This window comes from Methylobacterium mesophilicum SR1.6/6 (assembly GCF_000364445.2).
GTDB lineage: Bacteria > Pseudomonadota > Alphaproteobacteria > Rhizobiales > Beijerinckiaceae > Methylobacterium > Methylobacterium mesophilicum_A.
Genome location: NZ_CP043538.1, coordinates 5,924,496 through 5,950,812, shown reverse-complemented (window position 1 = coordinate 5,950,812; position 26,317 = coordinate 5,924,496). Strand labels below are relative to the sequence as shown.

At 70.9% G+C, this 26,317-nt stretch carries 20 protein-coding genes; 15 read left to right on the top strand and 5 right to left on the bottom strand.

Going from position 1 to position 26,317, the window contains the following annotated elements; translation table 11 throughout:
- Nucleotides 1-102: 102 nt before the first annotated feature.
- From MMSR116_RS28100 to MMSR116_RS28075, 6 genes are all read left to right on the top strand, one after another.
- Nucleotides 103-432, top strand: a complete 330-nt coding sequence (locus MMSR116_RS28100; RefSeq protein WP_010684213.1) for a CsbD family protein — start codon at nt 103-105, stop codon at nt 430-432.
- A 151-nt stretch (nt 433-583) separates the two neighbouring features.
- Entirely contained in the window at nt 584-955 is a 372-nt protein-coding gene (locus tag MMSR116_RS28095; protein WP_010684212.1) for a hypothetical protein, read from the top strand.
- 38 nt (nt 956-993) lie between these two features.
- The gene (locus MMSR116_RS28090) at nt 994-2,373 is read left to right on the top strand and encodes a PepSY-associated TM helix domain-containing protein (RefSeq protein ID WP_010684211.1); all 1,380 of its coding nucleotides are present in this window, start codon (nt 994-996) and stop codon (nt 2,371-2,373) included.
- Between the two features lie 25 nt (nt 2,374-2,398).
- Nucleotides 2,399-2,800: a DUF2946 family protein gene (locus tag MMSR116_RS28085; protein ID WP_010684210.1), complete on the top strand. Its 402-nt coding sequence runs from the start codon at nt 2,399-2,401 to the stop codon at nt 2,798-2,800.
- 69 nt (nt 2,801-2,869) lie between these two features.
- A complete protein-coding gene (locus MMSR116_RS28080) occupies nt 2,870-5,200 on the top strand; it encodes a TonB-dependent receptor family protein (RefSeq protein ID WP_010684209.1) in 2,331 nt (776 codons plus the stop codon).
- Nucleotides 5,201-5,251: 51 nt separating this feature from the next.
- Nucleotides 5,252-5,803 carry a copper chaperone PCu(A)C gene (locus tag MMSR116_RS28075; RefSeq protein WP_010684208.1) on the top strand — a complete coding sequence of 184 codons (552 nt, stop codon included), beginning with the start codon at nt 5,252-5,254 and terminating at the stop codon, nt 5,801-5,803.
- A gap of 48 nt (nt 5,804-5,851) precedes the next feature.
- On the opposite strand, the gene MMSR116_RS28070 is transcribed toward MMSR116_RS28075, so the two are convergent.
- The 4 genes from MMSR116_RS28070 to MMSR116_RS28055 form a co-directional block, all read right to left on the bottom strand.
- Nucleotides 5,852-7,408 carry a PepSY-associated TM helix domain-containing protein gene (locus tag MMSR116_RS28070; RefSeq protein ID WP_010684207.1) on the bottom strand — a complete coding sequence of 519 codons (1,557 nt, stop codon included), beginning with the start codon at nt 7,406-7,408 and terminating at the stop codon, nt 5,852-5,854.
- Between the two features lie 10 nt (nt 7,409-7,418).
- On the bottom strand, nt 7,419-9,761 hold the full coding sequence (locus MMSR116_RS28065) for a TonB-dependent siderophore receptor (protein ID WP_010684206.1): 2,343 nt from the start codon (nt 9,759-9,761) through the stop codon (nt 7,419-7,421).
- Nucleotides 9,762-10,106: 345 nt separating this feature from the next.
- Complete coding sequence (locus MMSR116_RS28060; RefSeq protein ID WP_010684205.1) at nt 10,107-11,066, bottom strand: aliphatic sulfonate ABC transporter substrate-binding protein; 960 nt, start codon at nt 11,064-11,066, stop codon at nt 10,107-10,109.
- A gap of 129 nt (nt 11,067-11,195) precedes the next feature.
- Complete coding sequence (locus tag MMSR116_RS28055) at nt 11,196-12,419, bottom strand: acyl-CoA dehydrogenase family protein (protein WP_010684204.1); 1,224 nt, start codon at nt 12,417-12,419, stop codon at nt 11,196-11,198.
- Nucleotides 12,420-13,053: 634 nt separating this feature from the next.
- Here MMSR116_RS28055 and MMSR116_RS28050 point away from each other — a divergent pair.
- The 9 genes from MMSR116_RS28050 to MMSR116_RS28010 all read left to right on the top strand — a co-directional run bounded on the left by MMSR116_RS28050 (nt 13,054) and on the right by MMSR116_RS28010 (nt 24,558).
- Complete coding sequence (locus MMSR116_RS28050) at nt 13,054-14,061, top strand: ABC transporter substrate-binding protein (RefSeq protein WP_010684203.1); 1,008 nt, start codon at nt 13,054-13,056, stop codon at nt 14,059-14,061.
- Nucleotides 14,062-14,066: 5 nt separating this feature from the next.
- Nucleotides 14,067-15,119 (top strand): LLM class flavin-dependent oxidoreductase, encoded by a 1,053-nt coding sequence (locus tag MMSR116_RS28045; RefSeq protein WP_010684202.1) that lies wholly within the window; start codon nt 14,067-14,069, stop codon nt 15,117-15,119.
- Between the two features lie 14 nt (nt 15,120-15,133).
- Complete coding sequence (locus MMSR116_RS28040) at nt 15,134-16,471, top strand: LLM class flavin-dependent oxidoreductase (RefSeq protein ID WP_010684201.1); 1,338 nt, start codon at nt 15,134-15,136, stop codon at nt 16,469-16,471.
- Nucleotides 16,472-16,825: 354 nt separating this feature from the next.
- Complete coding sequence (locus tag MMSR116_RS32625; RefSeq protein WP_432419881.1) at nt 16,826-17,251, top strand: ArsR/SmtB family transcription factor; 426 nt, start codon at nt 16,826-16,828, stop codon at nt 17,249-17,251.
- A 46-nt stretch (nt 17,252-17,297) separates the two neighbouring features.
- Entirely contained in the window at nt 17,298-19,007 is a 1,710-nt protein-coding gene (locus MMSR116_RS28030; RefSeq protein ID WP_010684199.1) for an MFS transporter, read from the top strand.
- A 35-nt stretch (nt 19,008-19,042) separates the two neighbouring features.
- Entirely contained in the window at nt 19,043-20,200 is a 1,158-nt protein-coding gene (locus tag MMSR116_RS28025) for an SRPBCC domain-containing protein (protein WP_010684198.1), read from the top strand.
- 552 nt (nt 20,201-20,752) lie between these two features.
- Entirely contained in the window at nt 20,753-22,480 is a 1,728-nt protein-coding gene (locus tag MMSR116_RS28020) for an IlvD/Edd family dehydratase (protein WP_010684197.1), read from the top strand.
- A gap of 128 nt (nt 22,481-22,608) precedes the next feature.
- The gene (locus tag MMSR116_RS28015; protein WP_010684196.1) at nt 22,609-23,658 is read left to right on the top strand and encodes an Ldh family oxidoreductase; all 1,050 of its coding nucleotides are present in this window, start codon (nt 22,609-22,611) and stop codon (nt 23,656-23,658) included.
- 153 nt (nt 23,659-23,811) lie between these two features.
- Entirely contained in the window at nt 23,812-24,558 is a 747-nt protein-coding gene (locus tag MMSR116_RS28010) for an ABC transporter substrate-binding protein (RefSeq protein WP_051072213.1), read from the top strand.
- A 621-nt stretch (nt 24,559-25,179) separates the two neighbouring features.
- Here MMSR116_RS28010 and MMSR116_RS28005 read toward each other — a convergent pair.
- Nucleotides 25,180-26,283, bottom strand: coding sequence for a TAXI family TRAP transporter solute-binding subunit (locus MMSR116_RS28005; RefSeq protein WP_010684194.1), 1,104 nt, complete (start codon nt 26,281-26,283; stop codon nt 25,180-25,182).
- Nucleotides 26,284-26,317: the final 34 nt, after the last annotated feature.

The window sequence follows — 26,317 nt, the reverse complement described above, 5'->3', positions numbered from 1 at the left end:
TTGCTGGCTCGAGGGTGATACCGAGCGCGCGGAGCCTTCGTTCGCGCAGCCGGTTCGTTGGGCAGCCAAACTTCAACCCTGAACAGCCGGAAGGGCATCCGAATGGTCGACACGGACAGGATTGCGGGCGCCGCACGTGAACTCGGCGGCAAGGTGCAGGGCGCGATCGGCGACTTGGCCGGCTCGAACGGCGTTTCCGTCGAGGGGCGCCTTCGCGAAGCCCACGGTGCCGCCGAGAACCTCTATGGCCAAGCCAAGGACGCGGTTCGGCATGCGGCTGACGAGGTCTCGGACCACGCTGCGGAGGCCTACGATCGGGGCCGCCACTACGCGTGGGAAGGCCATGAGAGATCCGCCGAGTGGCCCCATGCCTCCCTCCTCGTCGCGGGCCTCGTCGGCTTCGGCCTGGGTTTCCTCGTCAGCCGGCTCTGAACCGGCCCGCAACGCTCGCCGCCGTCCACGGCGCCGAGCGTTGCGGGCCGCCGAGGCGAGGCCGTAGCGCCGCCGCAACGGCGCAGGTCATCCGCGCGGGCCGCGCCCGGGGCGCGTTGACCTCGAGCCGGTCCGCCGACTAGATCAGCGCATGCGCAGGTTCAACGACCGAACGGCTCGCCGCCGCGCGGTCATTGTCGTGACCGCGCTCTACGCGCTGCTGCTCCAGGCCTTCCTGATCGCGGTCTACCCCGCGGCGCCGCTGGCCGGCACCGATCGCGTGATCTGTGCCGAACACGGGGGTGGGGTGCCCACCGACGACGGGAGCCCGGCCTGCCGGCAGCATCCCTGCTGCATCCTGGCCCAGGTGGCCCAGCCCCTGGCCCAGCCCCCATCCGCGCCGGCCGAGGAACCTGCCCGGCAGCGCCGGATGACCGCGCTGCCCTGGAGGCCGACCGCGCCCCTCGGCCCCCGTGCCCCGCCCGACCCCGCCGTCAGCTCCCGAGGTCCGCCGACCGCCTGATCGATCCGTTTCCCGATCGCTCAGACCCGGACCCTCCCATGTCGATCTCGCTTCAGGGCAGCACCTCCTCCATCGGGGCGGTGGCTGCGGCGCGCGTGTCCCGCGACGACGTCTACCGCGCCGTCTGGCGCTGGCACTTCTTCGCCGGCCTGATGTGCCTGCCCTTCCTGATCACGCTCTCGGCGACCGGCGCGCTGTACCTGTTCCAGAGCGAGATCAACGCGACGGTGTTCGCCTACCGGACCCGGGTCGCCGCGCAGCCCACACCGCCGCTCGGCCCCGACCGCCTGATCTTCAACGCCACGCAGGCCGTACCCGAGGGCACGCCGGTCTCCTACACCGACCCGCGCGACGCGGACGGCGCGGCGGTGGTCACGGTCGCGGACGGCGCCCGCAAGGTCCTCGTCTTCCTCGATCCCTACACCGGCAGCGTCCTCGACCGGGTCGACCGGGACGGCGAGTTCTTCATGGTCGTGCGGCACCTGCACAGCCTCGCCTATTTCGGACCCTGGGCCAACGCGCTGATCGAGATCGTGGCCGGCTTCGCGATCATCCTGGTGGCGACGGGGGTCTATCTGTGGTGGCCGCGGGGCCAGGACGGGGGCGTCGTCTCGGTCCGCGGCACGCCGCGGCGGCGCGTCTGGTGGCGCGACCTGCACGCCGTGACCGGGCTGGTGGCCGGGGGCGGCCTGTTCTTCCTGGCGCTGACCGGCCTGCCGTGGTCGGTCTGGTGGGGCGACCAGTTCCGGGCCTGGACGAACGCGGCCGGGCTCGGCCAGCCGGCCGCCCTGTGGGCGAACAAGCCGGTCTCGAACATGCCCATGGGCAAGATGCTCACCACCGCCGGCTGGACGCTGCAGGACGCGCCGGCGCCGAAGTCGCAGTCGGCGGGGGCCGCCCGGAGCCTCGGCGTCGACGAGGCCGCGCGGATCCTCGCGCGCTTCGGCATGCCGCGGGGCTACGAGCTGTCGCTCCCGATCGGCCCGACCGGGATCTACGCGGCGGCGGCCTATCCGCGCGACGTGAACCGGCAGCGGATGGTCTCCCTCGACCAGTACACCGGCAAGCCGCTCGTGGACGTCCGCTTCACCGATCTCGGCCCGGTCGCGCGGGCGGTGCAGTACGGCATCGGCATCCACAAGGGCGAGCACTGGGGCCGGGCCAACCAGCTCGCGATGCTGGCCTTCTGCCTCGGCACGATCCTGCTCTCGGTCACCGCCGGAACCATGTGGTGGAAGCGGCGCCCGCGTGGCGGCCTCGGCGTGCCGCCCGGGCCGCGCGACCGGCGCGTCGCCGCGACCGTGACGGGGATCGTGCTCGGCCTCGGGATCCTGTTCCCGCTGACCGGGTTGGCGATCCTGGCCATGCTCGGCCTCGACGTCGCGACCGCGCGCGCCGTCCGGAGACGGACGGCCTGAGCGCGCCGGAACGGGAGCAGCTCCCGTGCTCGCGCGCATGCGATCGGTGGGATCGGCACGCCGGCTCGGCACCGGCCTGATCCTGCTCGCCCTGTGGCTGCAGGCGCTGGCGCCCGCCTCCGCCCTGATGGACCGCGCGCGGCAGGCCCGGGCGCAGGCGACGGCCGTCGACGCACTGATCCACGCGGCGATCTGCGGGCGGGTTCAGGACCGCGCCGTCGCTGCGGATGCGCCGGCCGACCCTGTGGTCTGCGACCGGTGCCCCTTCTGCCGCTGCACCGCGGCCGCCCCCCTGCCGGTGGTGCCCGACGCCCGCGTCGGGTGCCTCGTCTGGCAACGGATCACCTGGCCGATCCCGCCGCCGGCCCACGACGTCCGGCCACCGCGCATCGCCGGCCGGGCCCGCGCGCCTCCCGCGACCGTCTGAGTGCGGCCCAGTCCGGGCCGCTCGGCATTCCGCGCCCAGCCCGCCTGCGTTCAGACGAGACCCGAGATCATGTCCATCCCCCCTGCCACCAGACCGGGACGCGTCGTCGCCCTGCTGCTGGCGGCGAGCCCGCTCGCCATCACCGCCGCCCACGCCCAGCAATCCGTGACCCTGGAGGAGCTGTCCGTCGTCGGCGAGGGCGGCGCGCCCGGACCCGTGGCAATAGCGCGGCCCGCAAGCGCCGGCCCGGCTCCGGCCGTCCCGACCCCGATCGCCGCCCCCGTGGGCACGGTGAACACAGCGATCGGCCGCCAGGCCGTCATCGACGACCGGCCCGCGGTCAACATCGCCGACGTCGCGCGCAACAGCCCCGGCGTCACCATCCGCCAGGGCAACGGTCCGCGGGACGTGATCATCTCCATCCGCGGCAACAACGCCCGCGCCACCGGCGTCTCGCGCAACGTCGTCGTGCTGGAGGACGGCTTCCCCGTCACCCAGGCCGACGGCTCCTCGCGCTTCGACATCACCGACCCGCGCGCCTACAGCAGCCTCGACGTGTTCCGCGGGCCGCAATCGGCGCTGTTCGGCAACTATGCCACCGGCGGCGCGCTCGTCTTCAACACCCGGCGCGGAGCCGCGATCAATGGCGTCGAGTACGGGGTCGACGCCGGCAGCTTCGGCTACCTCAACAACTACGCCACCGTCGGCGGGATCAGCGGGCCTTTCGAGTACAGCCTGTTCACCAGCGACGCCCGGGGCAATGGCTTCCAGGGCCACAGCGCGTTCAACACGCAGACGATCAACTTCCTCGGCACATACGCACCGACCCCGGACAACCGCTTCACGCTGAAGATCATCAACAACGAGATCCAGGCGAACCTGCCGGGCCGCAGCTCGCTGCTCCAGTTCTACCAGAATCCCTACCAGCGCGGCTGCGCCTCGGCGCTCGCCGCGGCGCCCGGCTGCGTGACCTACGCCCTGCCGATCAACGGTCGCAACGGCGCCACCGTGCCGGTCACGGCCGACGAGGGCGGCTTCTTCCGCGGCGACCGGCGCACCATCGTCGGCGGTCGCTACGAGCACGATTTCGACGCCGACACGACCTGGCGCACCCAGCTCGTGTTCGACGACCGCAACATCAACCAGCCGTTTTACACCACGTCGTCACGGGGTGACTTCCCCGGCTTCAACGTCCTCTCCGACGTGACCCGGCGGGGCGACCTGTTCGGGCTGCCGATGACCGGCTACGTGGCGCTGGCCTACAACACGCTCAATTCCAACTCGCTCACCTACTTCCGTGCACCCTACGGGGGGGCCAGGCTCGGCGCCCTGAACGCCAACCTTGCAGCGACGCAGGATAACCTCGGCGGCCGGGCCCGGATCGAGCTGCAGTTGTCCGACCAGTGGACTGCGGTCGCCGGCATCAGCGCCGAGAACACCGCGATCAACGGCCGCAACATCGCCTACAGCTACCCGACCGCCGGGGGCGTGACCGCCACCACCGCCAATCTCGACCGCACCTTCCTCAACGTCGCGCCCGAGTTCTCGCTGACTTACCGGCCGGATCAGGAATGGCGCTTCCTCGGTCGGGTCGCTGCCGGCTACGCCACACCCTCGGCCTCGAACCTGACCGTCACCCCGGCCGGCGTGCCGGGCAACAACACGCAGCTCCAGACGCAGGAGAATCTCGGCTTCGACCTTGGCGCCGCTTGGTCGCCGCTGCCCGAGCTGCAGGTCTCCGTCACGGGCTTCTACGAGTTCTTCCGCAACGAGTTGATCTCGCAATCGCCGGGTGCCGGATTGTTGACCTACTTCTTCAACGCCCCTGCCTCCGAGCATCGCGGCGTCGAGGTCGGCGGGACCTGGACGTCGCCGGACGGCTGGCGGGCCACGCTGGCCTACACGCACGACGACCAGATCTACACGACCTACACGGAGCAGCTCAGCGCCGGGACGCGCACAGCCCGGTTCAACCGGGCGGGCAAGCAGATCCCCGGCGTGCCGATGGACGCGGCTATGGCCCGGTTCGGGTACGAGCAGACCACGGGGCCCTGGGCCGGATTGGGGGCTTTCGTCGAGGCGGTCTACCAGAGCGATTTCTACCTCGACAACGCCAACCTGCTGAAGGCGCCGGGCTTCACGATCGTGAACCTCAACGTGCACTACGACCGGGTCCTCTCCGGCGCGGCCGAGGTGGGCTTCGCCAAGCGGCTGAGCCTGTATTTCGAGGTCCGGAACCTGTTCGACCGGGTCTACACCAACGCGGCGCAGAACCTCGCGGACACGATCAGCGGGACGACCGGCCTGCAGAACGGCGCGGGCGTGCTGGCCGCCACCTCCGGCTCGATCTTCGCCGGCGCGCCGCGCAACTTCGTCGGCGGGATGAAGCTGACCTTCTGACCGGATCTTCCGTCATCACCCCCATCCGCCACCGACCAAACGGAGCATGCCATGAGATTCACGAACTGTCCCATCCTCGCGCGCGCCGCCCTTGGCCTGGCCGCGCTGCTCGCCGCCACCACCGCCGGCGCGGCGGCGGATTATGCGGCCGGCCCGCTCAAGATCGGCCATCCCTGGTCGCGTGCCACGCCCAACGGTGCCCAGGTCGCGGGCGGCTATCTCGCCGTCACCAACACCGGCTCCGAACCCGACACGCTGACCGGCGCGACGATCGAGGAGGCCGGCCGGGCCGAACTGCACACGATGTCGATGGAGGGCGGGGTGATGAAGATGGCCCCCGTCGAGGGCGGCCTCGTGATCAAGCCCGGCGAGACGGTCACGCTCAAGCCGGGCGGCTACCACCTCATGTTTCTCGACCTGAAGGGCCCGCTGAAGAAGGGCCAGTCGGTCAAGGGTACGGTGACCTTCGCCAAGGCCGGCACCGTGCCGGTGGACTTCACCGTGGAGGGTATCGCCGCGAAGGCGCCCGCCTCGGGGGCCGCCGAGATGGACCACGGCGGCATGGAACATGGTGGCATGGGGCATGGTGGCCACGCGCACTGAAGGACCGCCCGGCCGGCCTCCGAGAGCCGCTCCCGATCGGGAGCGGCCCTAGGCCGGGACTTCGGCCGATTTCCCCGGCAGACGGCGGGGCGCCCCGTCGAAGCGGGCGACCTTGCGGGCGGCGAACAGCATCAGCGCCGCGAGGACCAGCATCGCGCCGTCGAAGGCGAGGAAAACCGGCTCGACATGTGCCTCTCCGGCAATCCGGAGCGCGGCGGCACGGCCGAGATCCGCGACCGCGACCGCGCCGAACAGCCCGGCCGTCGCCGTGAGCGTCTCCCGCCACGCCCGCCGGTGCGCGCGGAGGAACGCGGCCAGGGCGACGAGGAGCCAGACGGCGAAGAACGCCCGAACCTCCCACTCCGCCCGCTCCGGCAGTGTGGCGGGCAGGACCCGGTTGGCCAGGAAGTACCCGGCGATCGCCGCCGGCAGACCGGCGACCGTCGCGACGTTCAGGCCCTGGACGAGGCGCAGGCCGAAGCCCCGGGGCGCGTCCCCCTTGGGCAGGCGCGCCACCGTCCACAGCAGCAGCCCGGTCGCCACCATGGCGCTGCCGGCGAGGCCGCACAGGAAGAACAGGATCCGCAGCGCCGGGCCGGCGAAGTGGGCCTCGTGCAGGCCGACCATCGCGGTGAAGGTCTTGGTCGGCGGCTGCAGGCCGCCCGCGCGCACCTCCAGGACCGCGCCCGTCACCCCGTCGAAGGCGATCTGCGGGTGCTCGTGGGAGAGGCCGTGCGGCTCCTCGAACACCGCCACCACCGTGGCGTTGGCGTCCTTCGGGTTGACGATCGTGATCCGCTCCAGGGGCTCGGCGATCCTCTCCATCGCGCCCACCACCAGCGGCCCGACCGGAGCCAGCGCGCCGGGCTGGCCGGCGGGCGGACGCGGCGCGGTAATCTGGCCGGATTCGGCGAAGTAGCGCGGGCTGTCGCCGCGATAGGCCGTGCTCAGCCCCCAGGGCACGTACATCACCATGAGCGTGGCGAGCCCGGTATAGGTGATCATCAGGTGGAACGGCAGGGCGAGGACGCCCGTGACGTTGTGCGCGTCGAGCCAGCCGCGCTGGGCGGACTTGTCCCGGCGGAAGGTGAAGAAGTCGGCGAAGATGCGCCGGTGCGTGACGATGCCTGAGATCAGCGCCACCAGCATGATGATCGCGCAGGCGCCGACGATCCAGCGGCCCCAGAGCGGCGGCAGGTTCAGCTCGAAGTGGAAGCGGTAGAGGAAGTCCCCGCCGCGGGTCGCCCGCGCCGCCGCCGGCGCGCCGCTGTCGGGATCCAACAGGACGTGCCCGGGCGGCCGGCCCGGCCCCGTCCGCCAGAACAGCTCCAGCACCGGCCTCTCGGCCTGCGGCAGCGCGAGGAACCACGTCCGCGCGCCACCCGCATGGGTCTGCAGGTAGGCGACGCCGCGCTCGGCCGCCGCCGCGAGCTCCGCCGGCCCGAAGGTCCGGTCGGTGCGGAGTTCGGGCCGCATCCACTGCGAGATCTCGGTCCGGTAGTAGCTCGCCGTGCCCGTCACGAAGACGGCGAACAGCACCCAGCCGACGACGAGGCCCGACCAGGCGTGGAGCCACGCCATCGACTGCCGGAAGGTCTTGCCCACGGCGCGCGCCTCACCAGCGGTAGCGCAGGGTCGCGTAGACCGTGCGCGGCAGGCCGTAATAGCAGCCGGAATAGGTGAAGCACCCGGTCACGTAGCGCTCGTCGAGCAGGTTCTGGATGTTGATCTGCCCGGTGAGCCCCGTCAGCCGCGGGTCGAGATGCTTCATGTCGTAGGAGGCGACGGCGTCGACCAGCACGCTCTCGGGCACCTGGAAGGTGTTGGCCGGATCGCCCCAGGACGGGCCGAGGTAGCGCACGCCGCCGCCGAGGCCGAGGCCGAGCAGCGGGCCGTCGGTGAAGCGGTAGTCGACGAACAGCGAGGCGGTCGTGTCCGGCACCTGCACAGGGCGCAGGCCCTGGAGCGGCACCTGCCGGCGGGTCAGGTCGTTGGTGGTGAAGCCGGTGTCACGGATGTTGCGGATGTCGAGGAGCGAGAAGCCGCCGATCAGGCTGAGGCCCTCGGCGAGGGTGGCCCGCGCCTCGAACTCGACGCCCTGCACGCCGACCTCGCCGGTCTGCACGAAGAAGCCGGGATTGACCGGGTCGGAGGTGGTCGCGTTCGAGCGGCGGATGTCGAAGAACGCGGTGGTCAGCAGGATGTCGGTGCCGGGGGGCTGGTACTTGATGCCGGCCTCGTACTGGTTGCTGGCGATCGGATCCGGGACGCGCCCCGCCGAGCCGAAGGCCGTGTCGAAGATCCGCCCGTTGACGATCGGCTCGAACGCCTCGCTGTAGGAGACGTACGGGGCGACGCCGCTGTCGAACAGGTAGAGCAGGCTGGCGCGGCCGGTGAAGGCCTCGGCCGGCACGTCCTGGATGGTCAGCCCGTTGGGCGCGAAGGTGCGGGTCGGGCCGGTCTGCCGGGCGGTGTCGTAGCGGCCGCCGAGCGTCAGGATGAAGCGGTCGAACTTCGCCTGATCCTGGAAGTACACGCCGGTCTGCTGGGCGTCGATCCGCGCGGTCGCCGTGAAGGCCGGGAAGGCGATCGGCAGCTCATGGTTCGGCGCCAGTGCGTTGAGGCTCGTCGTCGCCGGGAACGGTCCGGTGACCGACCGCGTGCTGAAGGTCCGGTGGTCGACGCCGAGCAGCGCCGTGTGGGCGATCGGGCCGGTGTCGAAATCGGCGATGACATTGTTGTCCATCGTGTAGGCTTCGATATCGACCTGGGTGCCGCCGACCGAGCGGCCGATGATCGGCCCGCTCGTGTACGGGCCGTTGACGTCGCCGAAGGTCGTGAACACGCTGCGGTAGTCGCCCTCCGAGCGCAGGTAGCGGCCGGCCGAGTGGAAGCGCAGGGTCTCGGTGATCCGGTGGTCGAACAGGTACTCGATGGAGGCCTGCGTGCGGTCGGAGCGCTCGATATTGCGGTCGCCGTCGTAGAAGTTCACCGGCAGCCGCCCGAAGATTCCGTTGCCGAAGTTGCGCGCGAATACCGTGCCGACCGCCGGGAAGCCGCCGTAGAAGCCCGAGAACGGATCGCGCTGGTAGTTGGCGATGATCGTGAGCGACGTGTCGGTGGAGGGCCGCCACGTGATGCTGGGATTGATGAAGGCGCGCTCGACCTTCGTGGTCACGGCCGGCCCGTCGCCGTTCCAGCCGAGGCCGATGACCCGGTAGGCGAACTGGTCGGCGAACCCCGGGATATCGGACTCGATCGGTCCGCCGATATCGAAGCCGCCGCGGACCTCGCTGAAGCCGCCGCCCTGGACGAAGATCTCGCCGTGGCGGACGAATTGCGGGACCTTCGAGACGAGGTTGACGAGGCCGCCCGGGCCGGACTGCCCGTAGAGGACCGAGGCCGGCCCCTTGATGATGTCGACCCGCTCCAGGCGGTAGGGATCGACGGTGGGGAAGGCGTCGCGGTTGGTCGGCAGGGCCATGTTGTCGAGGAAGATCGGCGCGGTGAAGCCGCGGATGTAGAACTGCTCCAGGCGCGTCGAGCCGGCGCCGCCCCGCTGCTCGGTGGTGACACTCGGCGTGAAGCGCAGCGCCTGGTTGATGGTCAGGGCGTTCTGGTCCTCGATCTGCTGGCGCCCGATGACCGACACCGACTGTGCCGTCTCCAGGATGGGCGTGTCGGTCTTCGTGCCGACCGTGCTGCGGCTGGCGACGTAGCCGGGCACGGCGCCGTTGGCTCCGCCGGCCCCGTACAGGTCGCCGTTCAGGGTACGACCGCGCGTCTCTCCCATCACGCTGAGTTCGGAAAGTTCGACGTCCGTGACGGGCGCGGGCTGGGCGAGCGCGCCCGTTCCGAGGGTCAGAAGAGATGTCGATGATATTAGGCTGACCCGGACAAGCCGCCGCACAGGAACGAACGCACGGGATGCGGCGGGCTCGCCAATAGATCTCGACATTATACCGACTCTAAACAGGATTGTACGGGCAAATCTGCGCGCTGACGTTCAGCTATCACGGATCCGTGAGCAGTATGTGCCGATGATGACACATAAACAAGAAAGCAATTTTGGTATTGATCTAATGAAAATATGCAGGACATACGGCGCCCGGGCCAGGACGATGGCCGCGTCATCCGGCTTGCCGAGTTCGCCTCGCTCCGGGGCGTCATCGACGATCAAGGGCAAGGCGGCCCCCTCTCCCGTGCGGACCGCGCGGACTTCGCCTTGGTCTGCCGCGACGATGAGGGTCGCGGCGACTCGCTCTCCGCGCGGCCGAGGCTACCTGCCTGACCGCCGGTGCGGTCAGCTCCGCGGCGGGGTCCAGACCGCGTCCCGCACCTGGATGGGCCGCGGGATGAGCCCGAGCCGGTGGAAGCGGTCGGCGGTCGCCTGCTGCTTGGCCACGAGCGCGTCCGTGATCGGCCCGACGCCGAACTCGGTCCGCGCGGCGACGACCGTCTCGATCGCGTACGGGACGCCCGTCACCGTCGCCAGCGCCTGCGCCACCTGATCGCGGTGGGTCTCGGCCCAGGCCGCCGAGTCCGCCAGGGCCGCTACCGCCGCCGTCACGACGCCTGGGTAGCGGTCGGCGAAGGTCCGGCTGGCCAGGAAGAAGTCTGAGACGGCATGCGTCTGACGGGACGTCGTCAGGACCCGGGTGTCACCGTGCGCCTGCGCCAGGGCAAGGTAGGGGTCCCAGATCACCCAGGCCTCGACGCTGCCGTTCGCGAAGGCGGGGCCGGCATCGGAAGGCAGCAGGTAGGCGGGCTTCACGTCGGCGAAACTCAGGCCCGACTTCTCCAGGGCCGTCACCAGCAGGTTGTGCGAGCTAGTGCCCCGCGCCACCGCGACCGTGCGGCCCTCGAGGTCGGCGACCGTCCGGACGGCCGAGCCCGCGCGCACCACGATGGCCTCGCCGTCGCCAGAGAGCACCGAGGCGCCGACATACACGAGGGTGCTGCCGGCCGCCTGCGCGAAGATCGGCGGCGTGTCCCCGGCAAAGCCGAAATCAATGCTGCCGGCGTTGAGGGCCTCGAGCAGCGGCGGCCCGGCCTGGAACTCGACCCAGCGGACGGCGATGCCCAGCGGTGCCAAGCGCTTCTCGATGCTGCCCTGCCGGCGCGCCACCACGACCACGCCGACCTTCTGGTAGCCGATCCGGAACTCCTTCGGGGCCGCCTGCGCGGCCGCGCCGGTCGCGGTCGCGAGCCCGGCGCCGAGCGCGAGAAGCAGGGCGGCGGACCGGCGTCGAGTGATCGTCACGCGGACGTCTCCTTCGGGATCGGGGCGGGCGCTTTGCCCCACACGAGCCGGCCACAGGTTGCGGCGGGCCTCCGCCCGGGACTCGCGCGCCCGGATCGGTCCTGCACGGCCCCCTGCACGGCCCCAGCCTCAGGCGGTGCCGACGCGGTACTGTCGCGGCGGCGGCGCGCCGCTAATGGCGAAGGCCCCGACGCTCCGGTCCCGGTAGATCCGCGGGTTGTGGGACGCGATGGTGCGGGCGTTACGCCAGTAGCGGTCGAGGCCGAGGCCGGTCTTCACCGCCGACGCTCCCAGCGCGTCGAACAGGGTGGTCGTCGCCTGCAGCACGAGGTCGGTCACCACGCTCACCGCTTGGTTGACCTCGACATCGGCCAGCGTCGTGGCCCGGTCCGCCGCGGGGGCGTCACCGGCCCGATGGGCCGCGGAGGCGCGCTGGAGAGCCTCGGCGCTCTTCAACACCACGGCCCCGGCCGCGTAGGCGTTGGCCCGGACGCGGCCCACCACCGCCTGGATCTGCGGATCCTCCGCGGTACGCCCGGCATTGCCGTGGCTGTAGACGCGGGTGCGCTCGGCCACCAGCCGCGCCACGTCCTCGGCCGCCGCCCGGCCGATACCGGCGAGCGTCGCCAGATGCACCAGCTGGAAGAACGCCATCGCGTAGGGGAAGCGGGCCGGATCGGGCTTGATCAGCGCCGGATCGAGCGCCACCCCCTCGAAGGTCGCGGTTCCGCTGGCCGTCAGCCCCTGACCGAACCCGTCCCAGTCGTCGACGATGGTCACACCGGGCGCCCGGACCGGCACCGCCGCGGTCACCGCGCCACCCGACTCGTCCTCGGCCGAGAGATGGATGTAGTCGGCGAACAGGGAGCCGGTCGTGTAGTATTTCCGGCCTTCGACCACGAGGCCCCCGTCGCGGCGCCGGACCACCGTGTCGAACGCGCCGACCTTGGCCGGTCCGGTCTCCGAGACGCCGCTGCCGAACGTGTCGCCGGCGCCGATCCGGGCGATCCACGTGGCGCGCCACTCGGCCGACGAGGCGCAGAGCGCGTCCTCTGTGAAGCCGAAATGCGCCCGGAGCGCGTTGGTGACGTTGGAATCGGCGCTCGACAGCTCGATCAGGAGCGCGAACAGCTCCGGCAGGCTGGCGCCGTGGCCGCCCTCCTCCGGCGCGAGCCGCAGGGTGGTGAAGTTCGCCTCCCGCAGCCAGCCGATCTCGGCATGGGGCAGGCCGCGCGTGCGGTCCCGTTCCGCCGCGGTGGCGCGGATCTCGGCGAAGACCGGGCGGAACCGGTCGGCCAAAGTCTCGTACCGTTCACTCGGACCCGCGCCCCAGCCCGCATCCGTCTGCGACATGATGGTGCATTCCTGATCCCAACTCGGCCCGGACGGGCATAACCAAGACATTGATGAGATAGCCTCCGATCTCAAGAGAGGAACGATGTTCGATCGACGCTTTGGAAGCGTCGTTTCCTTGAACCGATAGCAGAAATACATTTATCCAATCGGACGGGTGTCGGGGAAAGATCCATCTTCCGCATGCGGCACTATCGGCGGGCCGCTCCGGGCTCCGGCTCGGATGAGACGTCGCCTATGGCTACCGGCGGAAGCCTTCGAGCATCGCTTTCTCCGTCAGCGGGGGCGAAGCGAGCTGACCCGGGGCCGCGCGACCTCGACTCGCGTGGCGCAAAGGGATCGCTTCGCCGCGCTCGAGGACGGAGGTGCTGAGGCGATCGACCGGAAATGGCACTAGCCCGGCCGCGCGCGGCTTTCGCCAATGCTCGGACACATCTCACGTCACAGGAACAGCATCGCTGCCGATGCGCCTGAACGAAGCAGCTATTTCTACGACATGCGGCGAGATCAAAAAACCGTTTCATTGATCCTGAGCTCCGCCCAGGTCTTCAATAAAGCCGGCCGCGAGGGGGCGATGCGCTGCGCCGACCCGGCGCCGCAACCGCGTCTCCGACCGACCATCCCGAAAGCCCCTATGACCCGTGAGTACGCCGTGACCGACGACACCCCGTGGCGGAGCGCCCCGTCCCGCCGAACCCTGCTGCGCACGGGCCTGGGCGGGGCCGCCGCCGTGGCGCTCGGTGCACCGGCCCTGCACGCGGCGCCGCGCGAGGTGAAGATCAGCATGCAGCGCTCCTCGGTGCTGTTCACCGTGCTGAAGGTGCAGGGGACCCTCGCCGAGCGCCTCGCGCCGCTGGGCTTCACGCCGAGCTGGCACCTGTTCACCAGCGTGATCGAGCCGATGACGGCGGGGGCCGTCGACATCCACGCCGACGTCGCCGACGCGGTGCCGATCTTCACCCAGTCGGCCAGGGCGCCGCTGACCTTCTACGCCCGCGAGCGCGGCGCGCCGTCCGCCGAGGCGATCATCGTGCCGACGGACTCGCCGATCCGCACGGTCGCGGACCTGAAGGGCCGCACGGTCGGCGTTTCGCGGGGCTCGGGCAGCCACTACGTGCTCGCCGCCGCGCTGAAGCGCGCGGGCCTGAGCTTCGCCGACATCAAGCCGGCCTATCTCCAGGCGCCGGAGGGCGCGGCCGCTTTCGAGCAGGGCAGCCTCGACGCGTGGTCGATCTGGGATCCGTTCCTCGCCTTCGCGGAGGCCAAGCGCCCGGTGCGGGTCGTGGCCGATGCCACCGGCCTGACAAGCTACCACCGCTACTACCTCGTCAACGACAGCTTCGTCGCCGCACAGCCGGAGGTGGTCGCCACGGTCTACCGGGCGCTGGTCGAGGCCGGGACCTGGATGCGGGCGAACCCGGAGGCGGCCGTGGCGCTCCTCGCACCGATCTGGGGCGACCTGCCGCCGGCCGTCGTGGCCGCCGCCAACAGCCGCCGCACCTACGCGGTCGAGCCGGTGGAGCGCAATCAGCTCGGCGAGCAGCAGGCCATCGCCGACGTGTTCCACGAGGCCAAGCTCATCCCCCGCCGGATCGACGCCACCGACGTGCCGATCTGGGCGCCGCCCGTGGGGCGGGGCTGAAGGCGATGGGCGAACCTCTCCGCGCGCCCCGCTTCGGCATCTGGGCGGCCGTCCACGGCTCCCGGGCGTCCCACCACGATCCCGACGAGCCGGACGACGCCAGCTGGGCGCGCAACCGCGCCCTGGTGCTGGAGGCGGAGGCCCTGGGCTTCGATTCCGTGCTGGTCGCCCAGCACACCATGAACCCCTACGATCCGGGCCGCGACCAGCTCGAGGCCTGGACGGGGGCGGCGGCGCTCGCGGCGCTGACCCGGCACATCGAGATCATCGCGGCGATCAAGCCGGGGCTCTACCACCCGGTGGTGCTCGCCAAGATGGCGCTCCAGATCGAGCACGTCAGCGGCGGGCGCTTCGCGCTGAACCTCGTGAATGCCTGGAACCGGGCCGAGTTCGAGCGCGCCGGCCTGCCGTTTCCGGCCCATGACGACCGCTACGCCTACGGGCGGGAATGGATCGGCCTCGTGGACCGGCTGATGCGCGGCGAGCGGGTGACGTTCGCGGGGGCGCATTTCCGGGTCGAGGACTACCAGCTCCGCCCCGCCGGCACCTTCAGGCCGCGGCCGACCATCTATCTCGGCGGCGAGTCGGAGCCCGCCCGGGCGCTGGCGGCCGACCACGCGGATGTCTGGTTCATCAACGGCCAGCCGCTGGCGGACGTCGCCGCCCTGATCGCCGACGTCGCCCGGCGCCCCGCGGCGAACGGTCCGCTGCGCTACGGCCTCTCGGCCTTCGTGATCGCCCGGGACACCGACGCGGAGGCGGAGGCCGAACACGCGCGGCTCCTCGCCCTGGCGCAGCGCGACGCAGGCTTACGCGCCGACACCCGCGCCCGGACCGATGCGGCCAGCGTGATGTTCGCCAAGACCGACGCAGCCGCCGCCCGCCATGTCGGCACCAACGGCGGCACGGCCGCCGGGCTGGTCGGCAGCTACGCCACCGTGGCGGAGCGGATCCGGGCGTTCCACGCGGCAGGGATCGCGCTGTTCATGCTGCAGTTCCAGCCGTTCGAGGCGGAGATGCGCCGCTTCGCCGAGCAGGTGCTGCCGCGCGTCCGCTGACCCGGAGATCCACGATGAGCGGACGCACGCTGCATCTCAACGTCAACCTGCTGCATTCGGGCGTCTACCCGTCCGCGTGGCGGCTGCCGGACAGCCGTCCGGACGCCTTCGTCGACATCGACCATTTCGTGCGCGTCGCCCGCATCGCGGAGCGGGGCAAGCTCGACGCGATTTTCCTGGCCGACACGCCGGCGATCAACGACCGGATCGACTACCGGCCGTTCAACGCCCTCGAACCGACCGTGGTGCTGGCGAGCGTCGCGGCGGCGACCAGCCATGTCGGCCTCGTGGCGACCGCCTCGACGACCTATAACGAGCCCTACAACCTCGCCCGCCGCTTCGCGAGCCTGGACCTCGTCAGCCGCGGCCGGGCCGGCTGGAACGTGGTGACCACGGCCGATGCCGCAGCGGGCCGCAATTTCGGCTTCGCGGGCGCCTCCGCGCACGGGGCGCGCTACGCCCGGGCCCGGGAGTTCACTGAACTGGTCCACGCCCTGTGGGACAGCTGGGAGGACGACGCCTTCGTGGGCGACAAGGCGAGCGGCCGGTTCGTCGACACCGGGAAGGTCCACGCAATCCGCCACCGGGGCGCGCATTACACGGTCGACGGGCCGCTCACGGTGCCGCGCAGCGCGCAGGGGCGCCCGGTGACCTTCCAGGCCGGCGGCTCGGAGGACGGGCGCGAACTCGCTGCCGCCACCGCCGACGCGGTGTTCTCCCTGGCCCAGACCGTCGATGAGGGGGTCGCCTACGCCCGGGACCTGCGCGCGCGGGCGGCGCGCTACGGGCGCGGACCGGACGCGCTCGTGATCCTGCCCGGCCTCGCCACGGTGATCGGCTCCACCGAGGCGGAGGCACGGCGGCGCCAGGACGAACTCTGGGACCTCGTGCCGGAGGCGTACAGCCTCGCCCGCCTTGCCGGGACGCTGCGGCTCGACCCGGCCCGCCTCGACCTCGATCAGCCGCTGCCCGACCCGCTGCCGCTGCCGCCGGACGCCAACCACACGATGTTCCTCGGCACCGTCGCGCTCGCCCGGCGCGAGGGTCTGACCGTGCGCCAACTCCTCCGGGCGCTGGGCGGCGGGGTCGGCCACCGTATCGTCGCGGGCACCCCGGAGGCGATCGCCGACGACATCGCGGCGTGGTTCCAGGCCGGCGCCGCGGACGGGTTCAACCTGATGCCAGACGTGCTGCCGGACGGGCTGGAGACATTCGTCGATACGGTGGTGCCGATCCTCCAGCGCCGCGGCCTGTTCCGGCGCGACTACGCGGGCGAGACCCTGCGCGGCCATCTCGGACTGGCACGACCGACGAGCCGCTATGCCGAAGCGGAGGCCTCCCTCTCCGCATGACGCCGGAGCGCTCCACCTTCGAGCGGGGCGATTGCGACGCGGTCCGGACAGGTGGCGTGTCCGGTTTCCACCCCGGATCTGCCGGATGCCGGACGAACGCGCCTCTGGGCCGCCTCGACCATCGTAGGACTATAGACGTCGATCGCCTTTGAGAGGCGCACGGTACGTCTGAGATCGTGTTCGGTTGACGACTTCGGCATCGCCGTCCTTGCGAGCCCAGCTGAGAGACCCGCCGGCGCCACCTTCGTCGCGGCCGCGCTCCCCTGGGTCGCTACGCTGCGCGGGCGATGACGGTGGAAGTTGCAACTCCGACAGCAACGCTGCGGCGCACGAGGCTCCGGATCTCGCTTGCCGATGGGCCGGGAATTCCAGCCTGCGCGAACCCTCGGCATCGTCCTTGACATAAAACCAAATGGTTTTATGAATTACCACATGGTTCAAGCGTGTGAGGCGGCCCTGGATGCTCTCTTCCATGCGCTCGCTGACCCGACTCGCCGTGCGATCGTGCGCATGCTCGCCGAGAGGCCCTATGGGCTCGGCGAGCTCGCTCCCGCCTTCCCGATGTCGAGCGTCGCTGTGTCGAAGCACGTGCGGACGCTCGAGGCCGCGGGGCTGGTCACGCGGCAGGTGCAGGGCCGCTCGCACCTCTGCCGGCTCGAGCCGATGGCCCTGCTGACGGCCCATCGCTGGCTCCAGGCCTACGAAGTCTTCTGGACGGAGCGCCTCGACGCGCTGGAGGACCTGCTCGCCCAGATGAAGCGGGAGGCGGGCCCGCCCTGAGCCCGCGTCCCCCACGGTGCCGAACCGGAGAACAGGGAGACCTTCCATGGCCCAGAACATCGCTGTCCCGAGTTCCGCAGGGCGCGCGGGACAAACCGGCGGAGGGATCGCGCGGGCGGCGGCCCCGGAGGATCGGGCGCGCGTCCGGAGGGTGATCGTGGCCTCCTCCCTCGGCGCAGTGTTCGAGGCCTACGACCTCGTCCTGTTCGGGCCGATGGCCGCCATCGTCGCCCGGCAGTTCTTTTCGGGCCTGGACGAGGCCTACGCCTACGTCTTCACCCTTCTCTCCGCCGCCGTGACTTTCCTCGCCCGACCGTTCGGCGGGCTGATCTTCGGGCGCCTGGGGGATCTCGTCGGGCGGAAATACACCTTCCTCCTGACGATCGTGATCATGGGCGGCGCGACGGTGGCGATCGGCCTGCTGCCGCCCTACGCGGCCATCGGCGTGCTCTCGCCGGCCCTGCTGATGGGCCTGCGCATCGTGCAGGGGCTCGCCTTCGGGGGCGAGTTCGGCGGTGCTGTCACCTACATCGCCGAGCATGCGCCGGCCGACCGGCGCGGCCTCGCGACGAGCGCCGTCGGCATCACCATGGCCTGCGGCCTCGTCCTGGCGATCCTCGTGGTGATCGCCTGCGAGACGCTGCTCGGCAAGGCGGCGTTCGAGGCGTGGGGATGGCGCATCCCCTTCCTGCTCTCGGCCGTCCTCATGCTGGTCTCGGTGTACATGCGGCTGAAACTGCAGGAATCGCCGGTCTTCCTGCGGATGCGCCGGGGCGGCGGCGGATCGCGCCAGCCGGTCCGGGAGGCCCTGGGGCGCTGGTCGAGCCTGCGGATCGTGCTCCTGGTCCTGTTCGGCCTCGTCGCCGGGCAGTCGGTCGCGAGCGCGACGGGCACCTACCCGATCTATCTGCTGATGCTGAACCTGAAGATCGACCCGTTCCTCCTGCACTACACGATCCTCGGCTACAGCACCTGCCTCGTCGCCTGCATGATCGCCGCGGGCTGGCTCTCGGACCGGATCGGCCGCAAGCCGATCATGCTCGCGGGCTTCCTGGGCACGGCCCTCCTGGCGGCGCCGGTCTACGAGGGTGTGACCCGCTACGCCCATCCCGCCCTCGCGGCGGCGGTCGCCGACAGGCCTGTCGTGGTGGCCGCCGATCCGTCGGGGTGCAGCCGCCAGTTCGACCCGTTCGGCCTCGCCCGGTTCGAGAGCCCCTGCGACCTCGCCCGCCGGACCGTCGCCAAGCTCGGCGTGCCCTACGCGACCCGCGACCTGCCGCCCGGCAGTCCGGTGCAGATCATGATCGGCACGGCGAGCCTCGCCGCCTTCGACGGAACCGGTCTCGACAAGAAGGCACTCGACGCGCGGACAACCGATTTCGGCAAGGCCCTGGCGGCCGCGGTCGCGGCGGCGGGCTATCCAGCCAAGGCCGACCCGGCCAAGACCAACCTGCCGGCGTTGATCGCCCTGCTCAGCCTTCTCAACGCCTGCGTGGCCCTGGCCTCGGCCCCCCTCGCCGCCTGGATGATCGAACTTTTCCCGACCCGCATCCGCAACACGGCCCTCTCCGTGCCCTACGCGGTCGGGGGCTGGTTCGGCGGCTTCCTGCCGGCCATCGCCTTCTCGGCGTTCACGATGACCGGGAATCTCTATGCCGGGCTCTGGTACGCACTCGTCGTCCTGGCCGTCGCCTTTCTCGTCTCGGCCCTGTTCCTACCCGAGACGCGGGGCCGCCCCCTCGACGCGATCGTCTGACGGATCGCCCCGATCATCCTGGAAGGGCCGCAGCCATGTCCGATGACGCCTCCGACGAGCCGCGGATCGCGATCGCCCTCATCCGCCAGCTCGATGCCTGCGCGGATTTGGTGTTCGCCGCCTGCACCGACCCGCGCCGGCTCGTCCAATGGCTGACACCGGGGGCCGGCGAGGTCCGCGCGGCGCGCTGCGAGCTGCGGGTCGGCGGCGCGTTCAGCCTCGAGGGCTGCAACCCGGACGGGCGGGCCTACGCGGTCTCCGGCGCGTTCCTGGAGATCCTGCCGGGGCGACGCGTCGCGATGACGTGGCACTACGCCGGAGACGGGCCGCTGGCCGGCCCGGCCTCGCGGGTCCAGATCGACCTGCGCCCGCTCGGGCCGGACGTCACCGAGCTGACGCTCTCCCACACCCGCCTCGACCGCCAGGAGACGGCCGACTGGTACGGCGCAGCCTGGGCGATCTGCCTGGAACGCCTGCGCTGGAGCACGACGCCGCAACCCGACGCGGCCGTCTTCACGCCACCGCTGGGGGCGATCAGCAATCTCTACGGTCCCCGGCACCGGGTCTTCCAAGAGGAATTCGAGACCCGCGATCTCGCGAACCGGCTGCGCACCCTGTCGGTGACAAGCGAGCTCAGCGCGCGCCAGCAGGCCTTCATCGCCCGGCAGGATCTGGCGTTCGTCACCTCGATCGACCATCGCGGGTTTCCGACCTGCTCGTACAAGGGCGGCGCGCGCGGTTTCGTGCGCGTGGTGAGCCCGCGCCAACTCGAACTCCCGAGCTACGACGGCAACGGCATGTATCTCACCGCCGGCAATCTCGCGGCGAACCCGAAGCTCGGCCTCCTGTTCGTCGACTTCGAGACACCGCATCGCCTGCGCCTCCACGGCACGGCGCAGATGTCCCGCGATGCGGAGATCCTCGCGCGGCATCCCGGCGCCGAACTGGTGATCCGGATCGGGATCGCCGAGGTCTTCGTGAACTGTCCGCGCTACATCCATCGCTACGAGCGGCAATCGACCTCCGGCTTCGTGCCGGGGCAGGAGCGAGCCGGCGAGCTTCCGGCCTGGAAGCGCATCGACGTGTTCGGGGATGTTCTGCCCGATCGGGATCGGCTCGCGATCGACGCACGCCAGGCCGAAGCACTGACCCTGGATGATTACCGCGCGCTGCTGGAGCGCGGGGAGACTTGATGCTCGGCCCGGAATCGATGCCTGCCACGCGACGTTGATTTCGCCGATCTGGCGAAGCACGGCGTCCTTCGGCGTCAGGCATTGGCCATCGCAGCCCAGTTGAAGACCGCATCGGGTGCGATGGTCCCCGCGGTCGACATCCGCGAAGAGGCTCCCGTCACCCAATTCGCGGTCGAGGAGCGCCCTCATCCGCACGCCGGCCCGTAGCCGGCGATGTCGTCAATCCGGGCAGCGGACGCAGTTACGCCGCGGCGTTTTCGTGCCCCGGATCCCGCGTGGCCCCTTCTCGGACGGCCCTCCGATGGGCCATGCCTGCACGGATCTCGTCGGCGGCGCCGAACCGGAGGCCTTCTGCATCCCGATGCCGGTTCTGGCGGCCACCACAACCTATCAGGCGGCGCTCCGCCGGGATCGCGGCGAGAAGGACAGGGGCGGGATGAGCCGCGCGTCGGAGGACCTGCCCGGCGCGCGCTTAAGGAGCCGGGAGCAAGGCGACCGCCGACACCGACCGGTCGGCCGGGACACCCGAGCCGCCCACGCGAGGAGACGATCATGACCGACGAACCGCACGGCTTCGACCGCGGCCTGACCAACTACGGCGACCGCGACTTCGCCCGCTACCTGCGCCGCTCCTTCGCGCGCTCCATGGGCATCTCGGTCGACCTGCTGAACAAGCCGGTGGTCGGCATCGCCATGACGCCGTCGGGCTTCAACAACTGCCACCGGGGCATGCCCGAGCTGGTGGAGGCGGTCTCCCGCGGCGTGCTGGCGGCCGGGGCCCTGCCGCGGCCGTTCCCGACCGTGTCGCTCGGCGAGGTTTTCCTCAACCCGACCAGCATGATGTACCGCAACCTCATGGCCATGGACACCGAGGAGATGATCGGCGCCCAGCCGATGGACGCGGTGGTGCTGATCGGCGGCTGCGACAAGACCGTGCCGGCCCAGCTCATGGGCGCGGCCTCCGCCGACCTGCCGGCGATCCAGCTGGTGACCGGCCCGATGTCCACCGGCCGCCACCGCGGCCAGCGGCTCGGCGCCTGCACGGATTGCCGGGGCTTCTGGGCCAAGTACCGGGCCGGCACCGTCGACGCCGAGGAGATCGCCGAGGTCGAGGGCCGGCTCTCGGTCACGGCGGGCACCTGCGCGGTGATGGGCACGGCCTCGACCATGGCGTGCATCGCCGAGGCGCTCGGGATGTCGCTGCCGGGCACCGCGGCAATCCCGGCGGTGCATTCCGACCGGCTGGTGGCTGCCGAGGAAACGGGCCGCGCGGCGGTGCGGCTGATCGAGACGCGGATCCGGCCCTCCCAGGTGATCACCCAGAAGTCGGTCGAGAACGCGATCCGCGTGCTGATGGCGGTGTCGGGCTCGACCAACGCCATCGTGCACCTCACCGCCATCGCAGGACGGCTCGGCATCCGGCTCTCGCCCGAGCGCTTCAATCAGATCTCCGACGAGACGCCGGTGCTGGTCGACCTGAAGCCTGTGGGCCAGGGCTACATGGAGGATTTCCACGCCGCCGGCGGCATGGGCGCGCTCCTGCGCGAGCTGCGCCCGCTCCTCCACCTCGACACCGTGGACGTGGAGGGCCGGACGCTCGCAGAGCGGCTCGACGAGCCGGAGGCTTGGGTCGACCGCGCGGTGATCCGCACCGCGGCGGATCCCGTGTCGCCGGTGGGCGGCCTCGTGGCTCTGTCCGGCAGCCTCGCGCCCGACGGGGCGATCTTCAAGCGCGCGGCAGCGACGCCCGAGCTGTTCGAGTCGGAGGGCCGGGCGGTGGTGTTCACCGGCCTGGAGGATCTGTCGGCGCGGATCGACGATCCCGCGCTCGACGTGGCGCCCGGCGACATCCTCGTCCTGCAGAATGCCGGCCCGCACGCGGCCGGCATGCCGGAGGCTGGCTACCTGCCGATCCCCAAGAAGCTGGCCCAGGCGGGGGTGAAGGACATGGTCCGCATCTCCGACGCGCGGATGTCGGGCACGGCCTTCGGGTCGATCGTGCTGCACGTGGCGCCGGAGGCCGCGGTCGGCGGCCCGCTGGCGGCGGTACGCGACGGCGACCGCATCCGCCTGTCGATCCAAGACAAGCGCGTCGATCTCCTGGTCGCGCAGGACGAGATCGCCCGCCGGCTCGCCGACCACCGGCCGCCGCCGGCCCCGACCCGCGGCTACAAGGCCCTCTACCGGCGCAGCGTCACGCAGGCCCCGGAGGGCTGCGACTTCGACTTCCTCGCCAAAGACGTCCCCGCCAAGGACGTCCCCGCCAAGGCCGAGGGCTGACGGCCCGGGCCGTCCGGGACCGTCGCGTCGACCGGCCCGGGCGCCGACGCCGCGATAGCCGGCGGCTTCCTCAACCGCGCGTTCCGGTTGCGCACCCGCCCCTCCCGCCGAGACTGAAGGAGCGTCCCATGGCCAGCCCCGCCCGCATCCCAGCCGACCGGCTCCGCGATTTCGCCAGTGCCGTCTACGCGGCCGCCGGCATGCCGGAGCCTGAGGCCTATCTCGCCGCCGACACCCTGGTTCAGGCGGACCTCTGGGGGCACCAGTCGCACGGCGTCATGCGGCTCTCGTGGTACACGGCCCGGCTGAAGGCGAGGGTCTGCGCCCCGGCGGCCCAGCCCGAGACGGTGGTCGATGCCGGCGGCCTCGCGGTGATCGACGGCCATGACGGCATGGGGCAGGTGCTCACCGCCCACGCGATGAGGGAGGCAATCCGCCGGGCGAAGCTGCACGGGGTCAGCGCCGTCGCTTTGCGGAATTCCGGGCACTTCGGCACGGCCCTGTACTTCACCCTGATGGCCGCCCACGCGGGCTGCGTGGCGTTCCTCGCGACCAATGCCAGCCCGGCCATGGCGCCGTGGGGCGGCCGGACGAAGACGGTCGGCACCAACCCGTGGTCCTGGGCCTGCCCGGCCGGCGCGCACGCGCCGATGGCGCTCGACATCGCCAACACCGGCGTCGCCCGGGGCAAGGTCTACCTCGCCAAGCAGAAGGGGCAGCCGATCCCGGACGGCTGGGCCCTAGACGCGGCGGGCAGGCCGACCACCGATCCGGCGGCGGCCATCGACGGGATCATCCTGCCGATGGCCCAGCACAAGGGCTATGCCATCGCGCTGATGATGGACATGCTCTCGGGCGTGCTGACCGGCAGCGCCTTCGGGCCGCGCGTCACCGGCCCCTACCAGACCGAGCACCGCAGCGGGGCGGGGCAGCTGATGATCGCGATCGACATCGCGCAGATCCAGCCGCTGCCTGAGTTCAACGCCCGCATGGACCAGCTGATCGCCGAGCTGAAGGCCGTGCCGCTGGCGCAGGGCTTTGAGGAGGTGTTCTATCCGGGGGAGATCGAGGCCCGCAACGACGCGCGGAACCGCGCCGAGGGGTTGGCCCTGCCCGACGACACCCTGGCCGACCTCCGCCGGCTCGCCGGAGAGGCCGGGATCCCGTTCGGCTGGTAGGGCGGGCGCGATCCGCCGCGCCCGCATGGACCCCGCCTGACAGCTACGCGGACTGGCCGGAAGGACGAACCCACCACGATGCGCATCCCCACCGTGACAAGGCCGGCCGCCCTCTGCGCGGCCCTCATCATTCTCATCGCCGGAGGCCTCAGAATGGCGGACGCGGACGACAACGGATTCGCACGCAGCCTCGCGCCGACGGGGACGCTGCGCGCGGCCATCAATTACGGCAATATCGTTCTGGCCCAGAAAGGGCCTGACGGGGAGCCGGCCGGGATCTCGGCCGATCTGGCGCGCGAACTCGGCCGCCGGCTCAAGGTCCCGGTGTCGTTCACGACCTTCGATACCGCGGGCAAGGTCGTCGATGCGCTGGACGGCCCGCAGACCTGGGATGTCGCCTTTCTGGCCATCGACCCGAAGCGGGCCGAGACGATCGCCTTCACCCCGCCCTACGTGATCATCGAGGGCGCCTACATGGTCCCGCAGGATTCCCCACTCCACGAGAACGGACAAGTCGACCGGCCCGGGGTGCGGATCGCGGTCGGCCGAAACACGGCCTACGATCTGTACCTGGCGCGCGCCCTCACGTCGGCCGAGCGCGTCTTCGCGCCCACCTCGCAGGCGGCCCTGGACCTGTTCCGGCAGGAGCGGCTGGACGCGGTCGCCTCGGTCCGTCAGCCGCTGGAGATCTACGCGCGCGAACACGCGGACATGCGCGTCCTTCCCGGTCGGTTCATGGTGATCGAGCAGGCCGTGGCGGTGCCGAAAGGACGCGACGCGGCCTTGGCCGACCTCAGCCGCTTCATCGAGGAAATGAAGGCGTCGGGCTTCGTGGCCTCCGCCCTCGCCCGCAGCGGCCAGCACGACGCCGCCGTCGCGCCGAAAGCCGAGGTTCCGTAGCGACGTCTTCCGCGGGCCGAGCCTCACCCGATCAGCCCTCCGCGCGGGCTCCGGATGGCGGGACGCCGGCCGGTTCCCGGGCCATTTACCCTGAAAGCAAACCGGTCACTCTCGGCCCTCCATGTGAGGTGGCCGTTCGCCGTTCGGCTCGAGAGCTCTCCGCCGAAATAGACGCCGGTTCGGCGCCAGAGAGCGCGTTACAACAAAGGCTTGGAGCCGTGCCCGATTGCAACGCGTACGGCACACGACAGCGCGCCTTCATGGCATGAGACGTGTCTACACGGCTGGCTGGGGTGAACTGCTCCACCCGCTCTCGCGCCGTCATTCCGGAGCGCCGAAGGCGAGCCCGGAATCCAGAACCGCTTTGGGCGGAGATTCAAGGCGCGTCGATGGTTCTGGATCCCGGGCTCCGCTGCGCGGCCCCGGGATGACGGCGTGGCGGCTGAAGGGCGAATGCATCCTTGGCTCAGGCGCAGGGCATCCTAACCTCGGCACCGTGGCGGTGTGTACCGATCGCACAACGATCGGGCACGGCTCTACGGGTTGACCTCCGTCTGCTTCGGACCCGTCATCAACCTCCCGTACGGCGCGCCGCTCGCGGTGCTCAGTGCCCCGGCGCTATCACCGCGCCTGCCGCCATTTCAGGTAGGCCTGATAGATCTCCTCCTTCCCGGCCGGTCGATCGGGCTGGGACCGGAAGAAGCGCTCCAGTTCCGGCTGACCGGCGACCTCTTGGTCCCGATGCCGATCGAGCCAATCCTGAGCCGGCCGGAAGCGCGTCCAGCCATTGACCGACGCGGCGAGGTTGACCTCGCGCCACTTCGGGTGCCGCTGCGGGGCCAGGAACTTGTCGAACTGCCCGAAGAACGCATCCACGAAGCGGACGAGCTTGTCGTAGCGCGCCGAGCCCTTGGGGCTGTTGTAGACACCCAGGATCGTGCCGACCGCGACGGTCTCGACCGCCTCCCCGGTCACGAGCTTCGGATAGTCGGCATGGCTGAGGCTGGCGGGCACGTAGGCCTGGTTGATGGTATCCGGATACGGCGTCTTGACGAAGTGGAAGCGATCGCCCGGATCGAAGCCCGCGATGAAGGCGACCGGTTTGGCCGCCACCGAAACGACCGCCTCGATCTCGCCCTTGCGCAGCATTTCGAGGGCGGTGGGCTGATCGACGTTGATCGCCTCCACGCTGACGCCGAGTTCTCGGAAGATCGCCCGGCCGCTGTAGTCTGTCCCGCTCCCCTTCACGTCGAAGCTGACCCGCTTGCCGGCGAGATCGGCCACCGTCTTGATCGCGTTCGGCGCGATGACGTGCAGCTCGTCGTCGAAGAGCTTGGCGATATACTGAATGTGCCGCTCGATGTTCTTCAGACGCTTGTCTTGGCGCAGCTGCTCCAGTGTGTCGGTGCGGACGAAGCCCAGATCGACACCCCTGAGGAAGCGGATGTCGTAGGCGTTCTCGCCCGCGCCCTTGCCGAGGATCGGCAGGATGCGCAGTCTGTCGCCGTCATCCAGCACGAAGGCCAGATCGGCGCCGACGCGGAAATAGGTCCCACCGGGCGTACCCGTCACCACCGTGACGGTGCTGGCATTCATGCGCTCACCGAGCGCCACCTCCGTCTGGGCCTCGCCCTCGGGCGCCGCGGCCTCCCGGGCACCTGCGGTGGGACCGATGGCAAGGACGGCAAGCCCGAAGAGGGCTGCGCATGTTGCGAGTCTCGGCATGTCCGCGCTCCTCGATGATCCCCCGGTGCCTCGC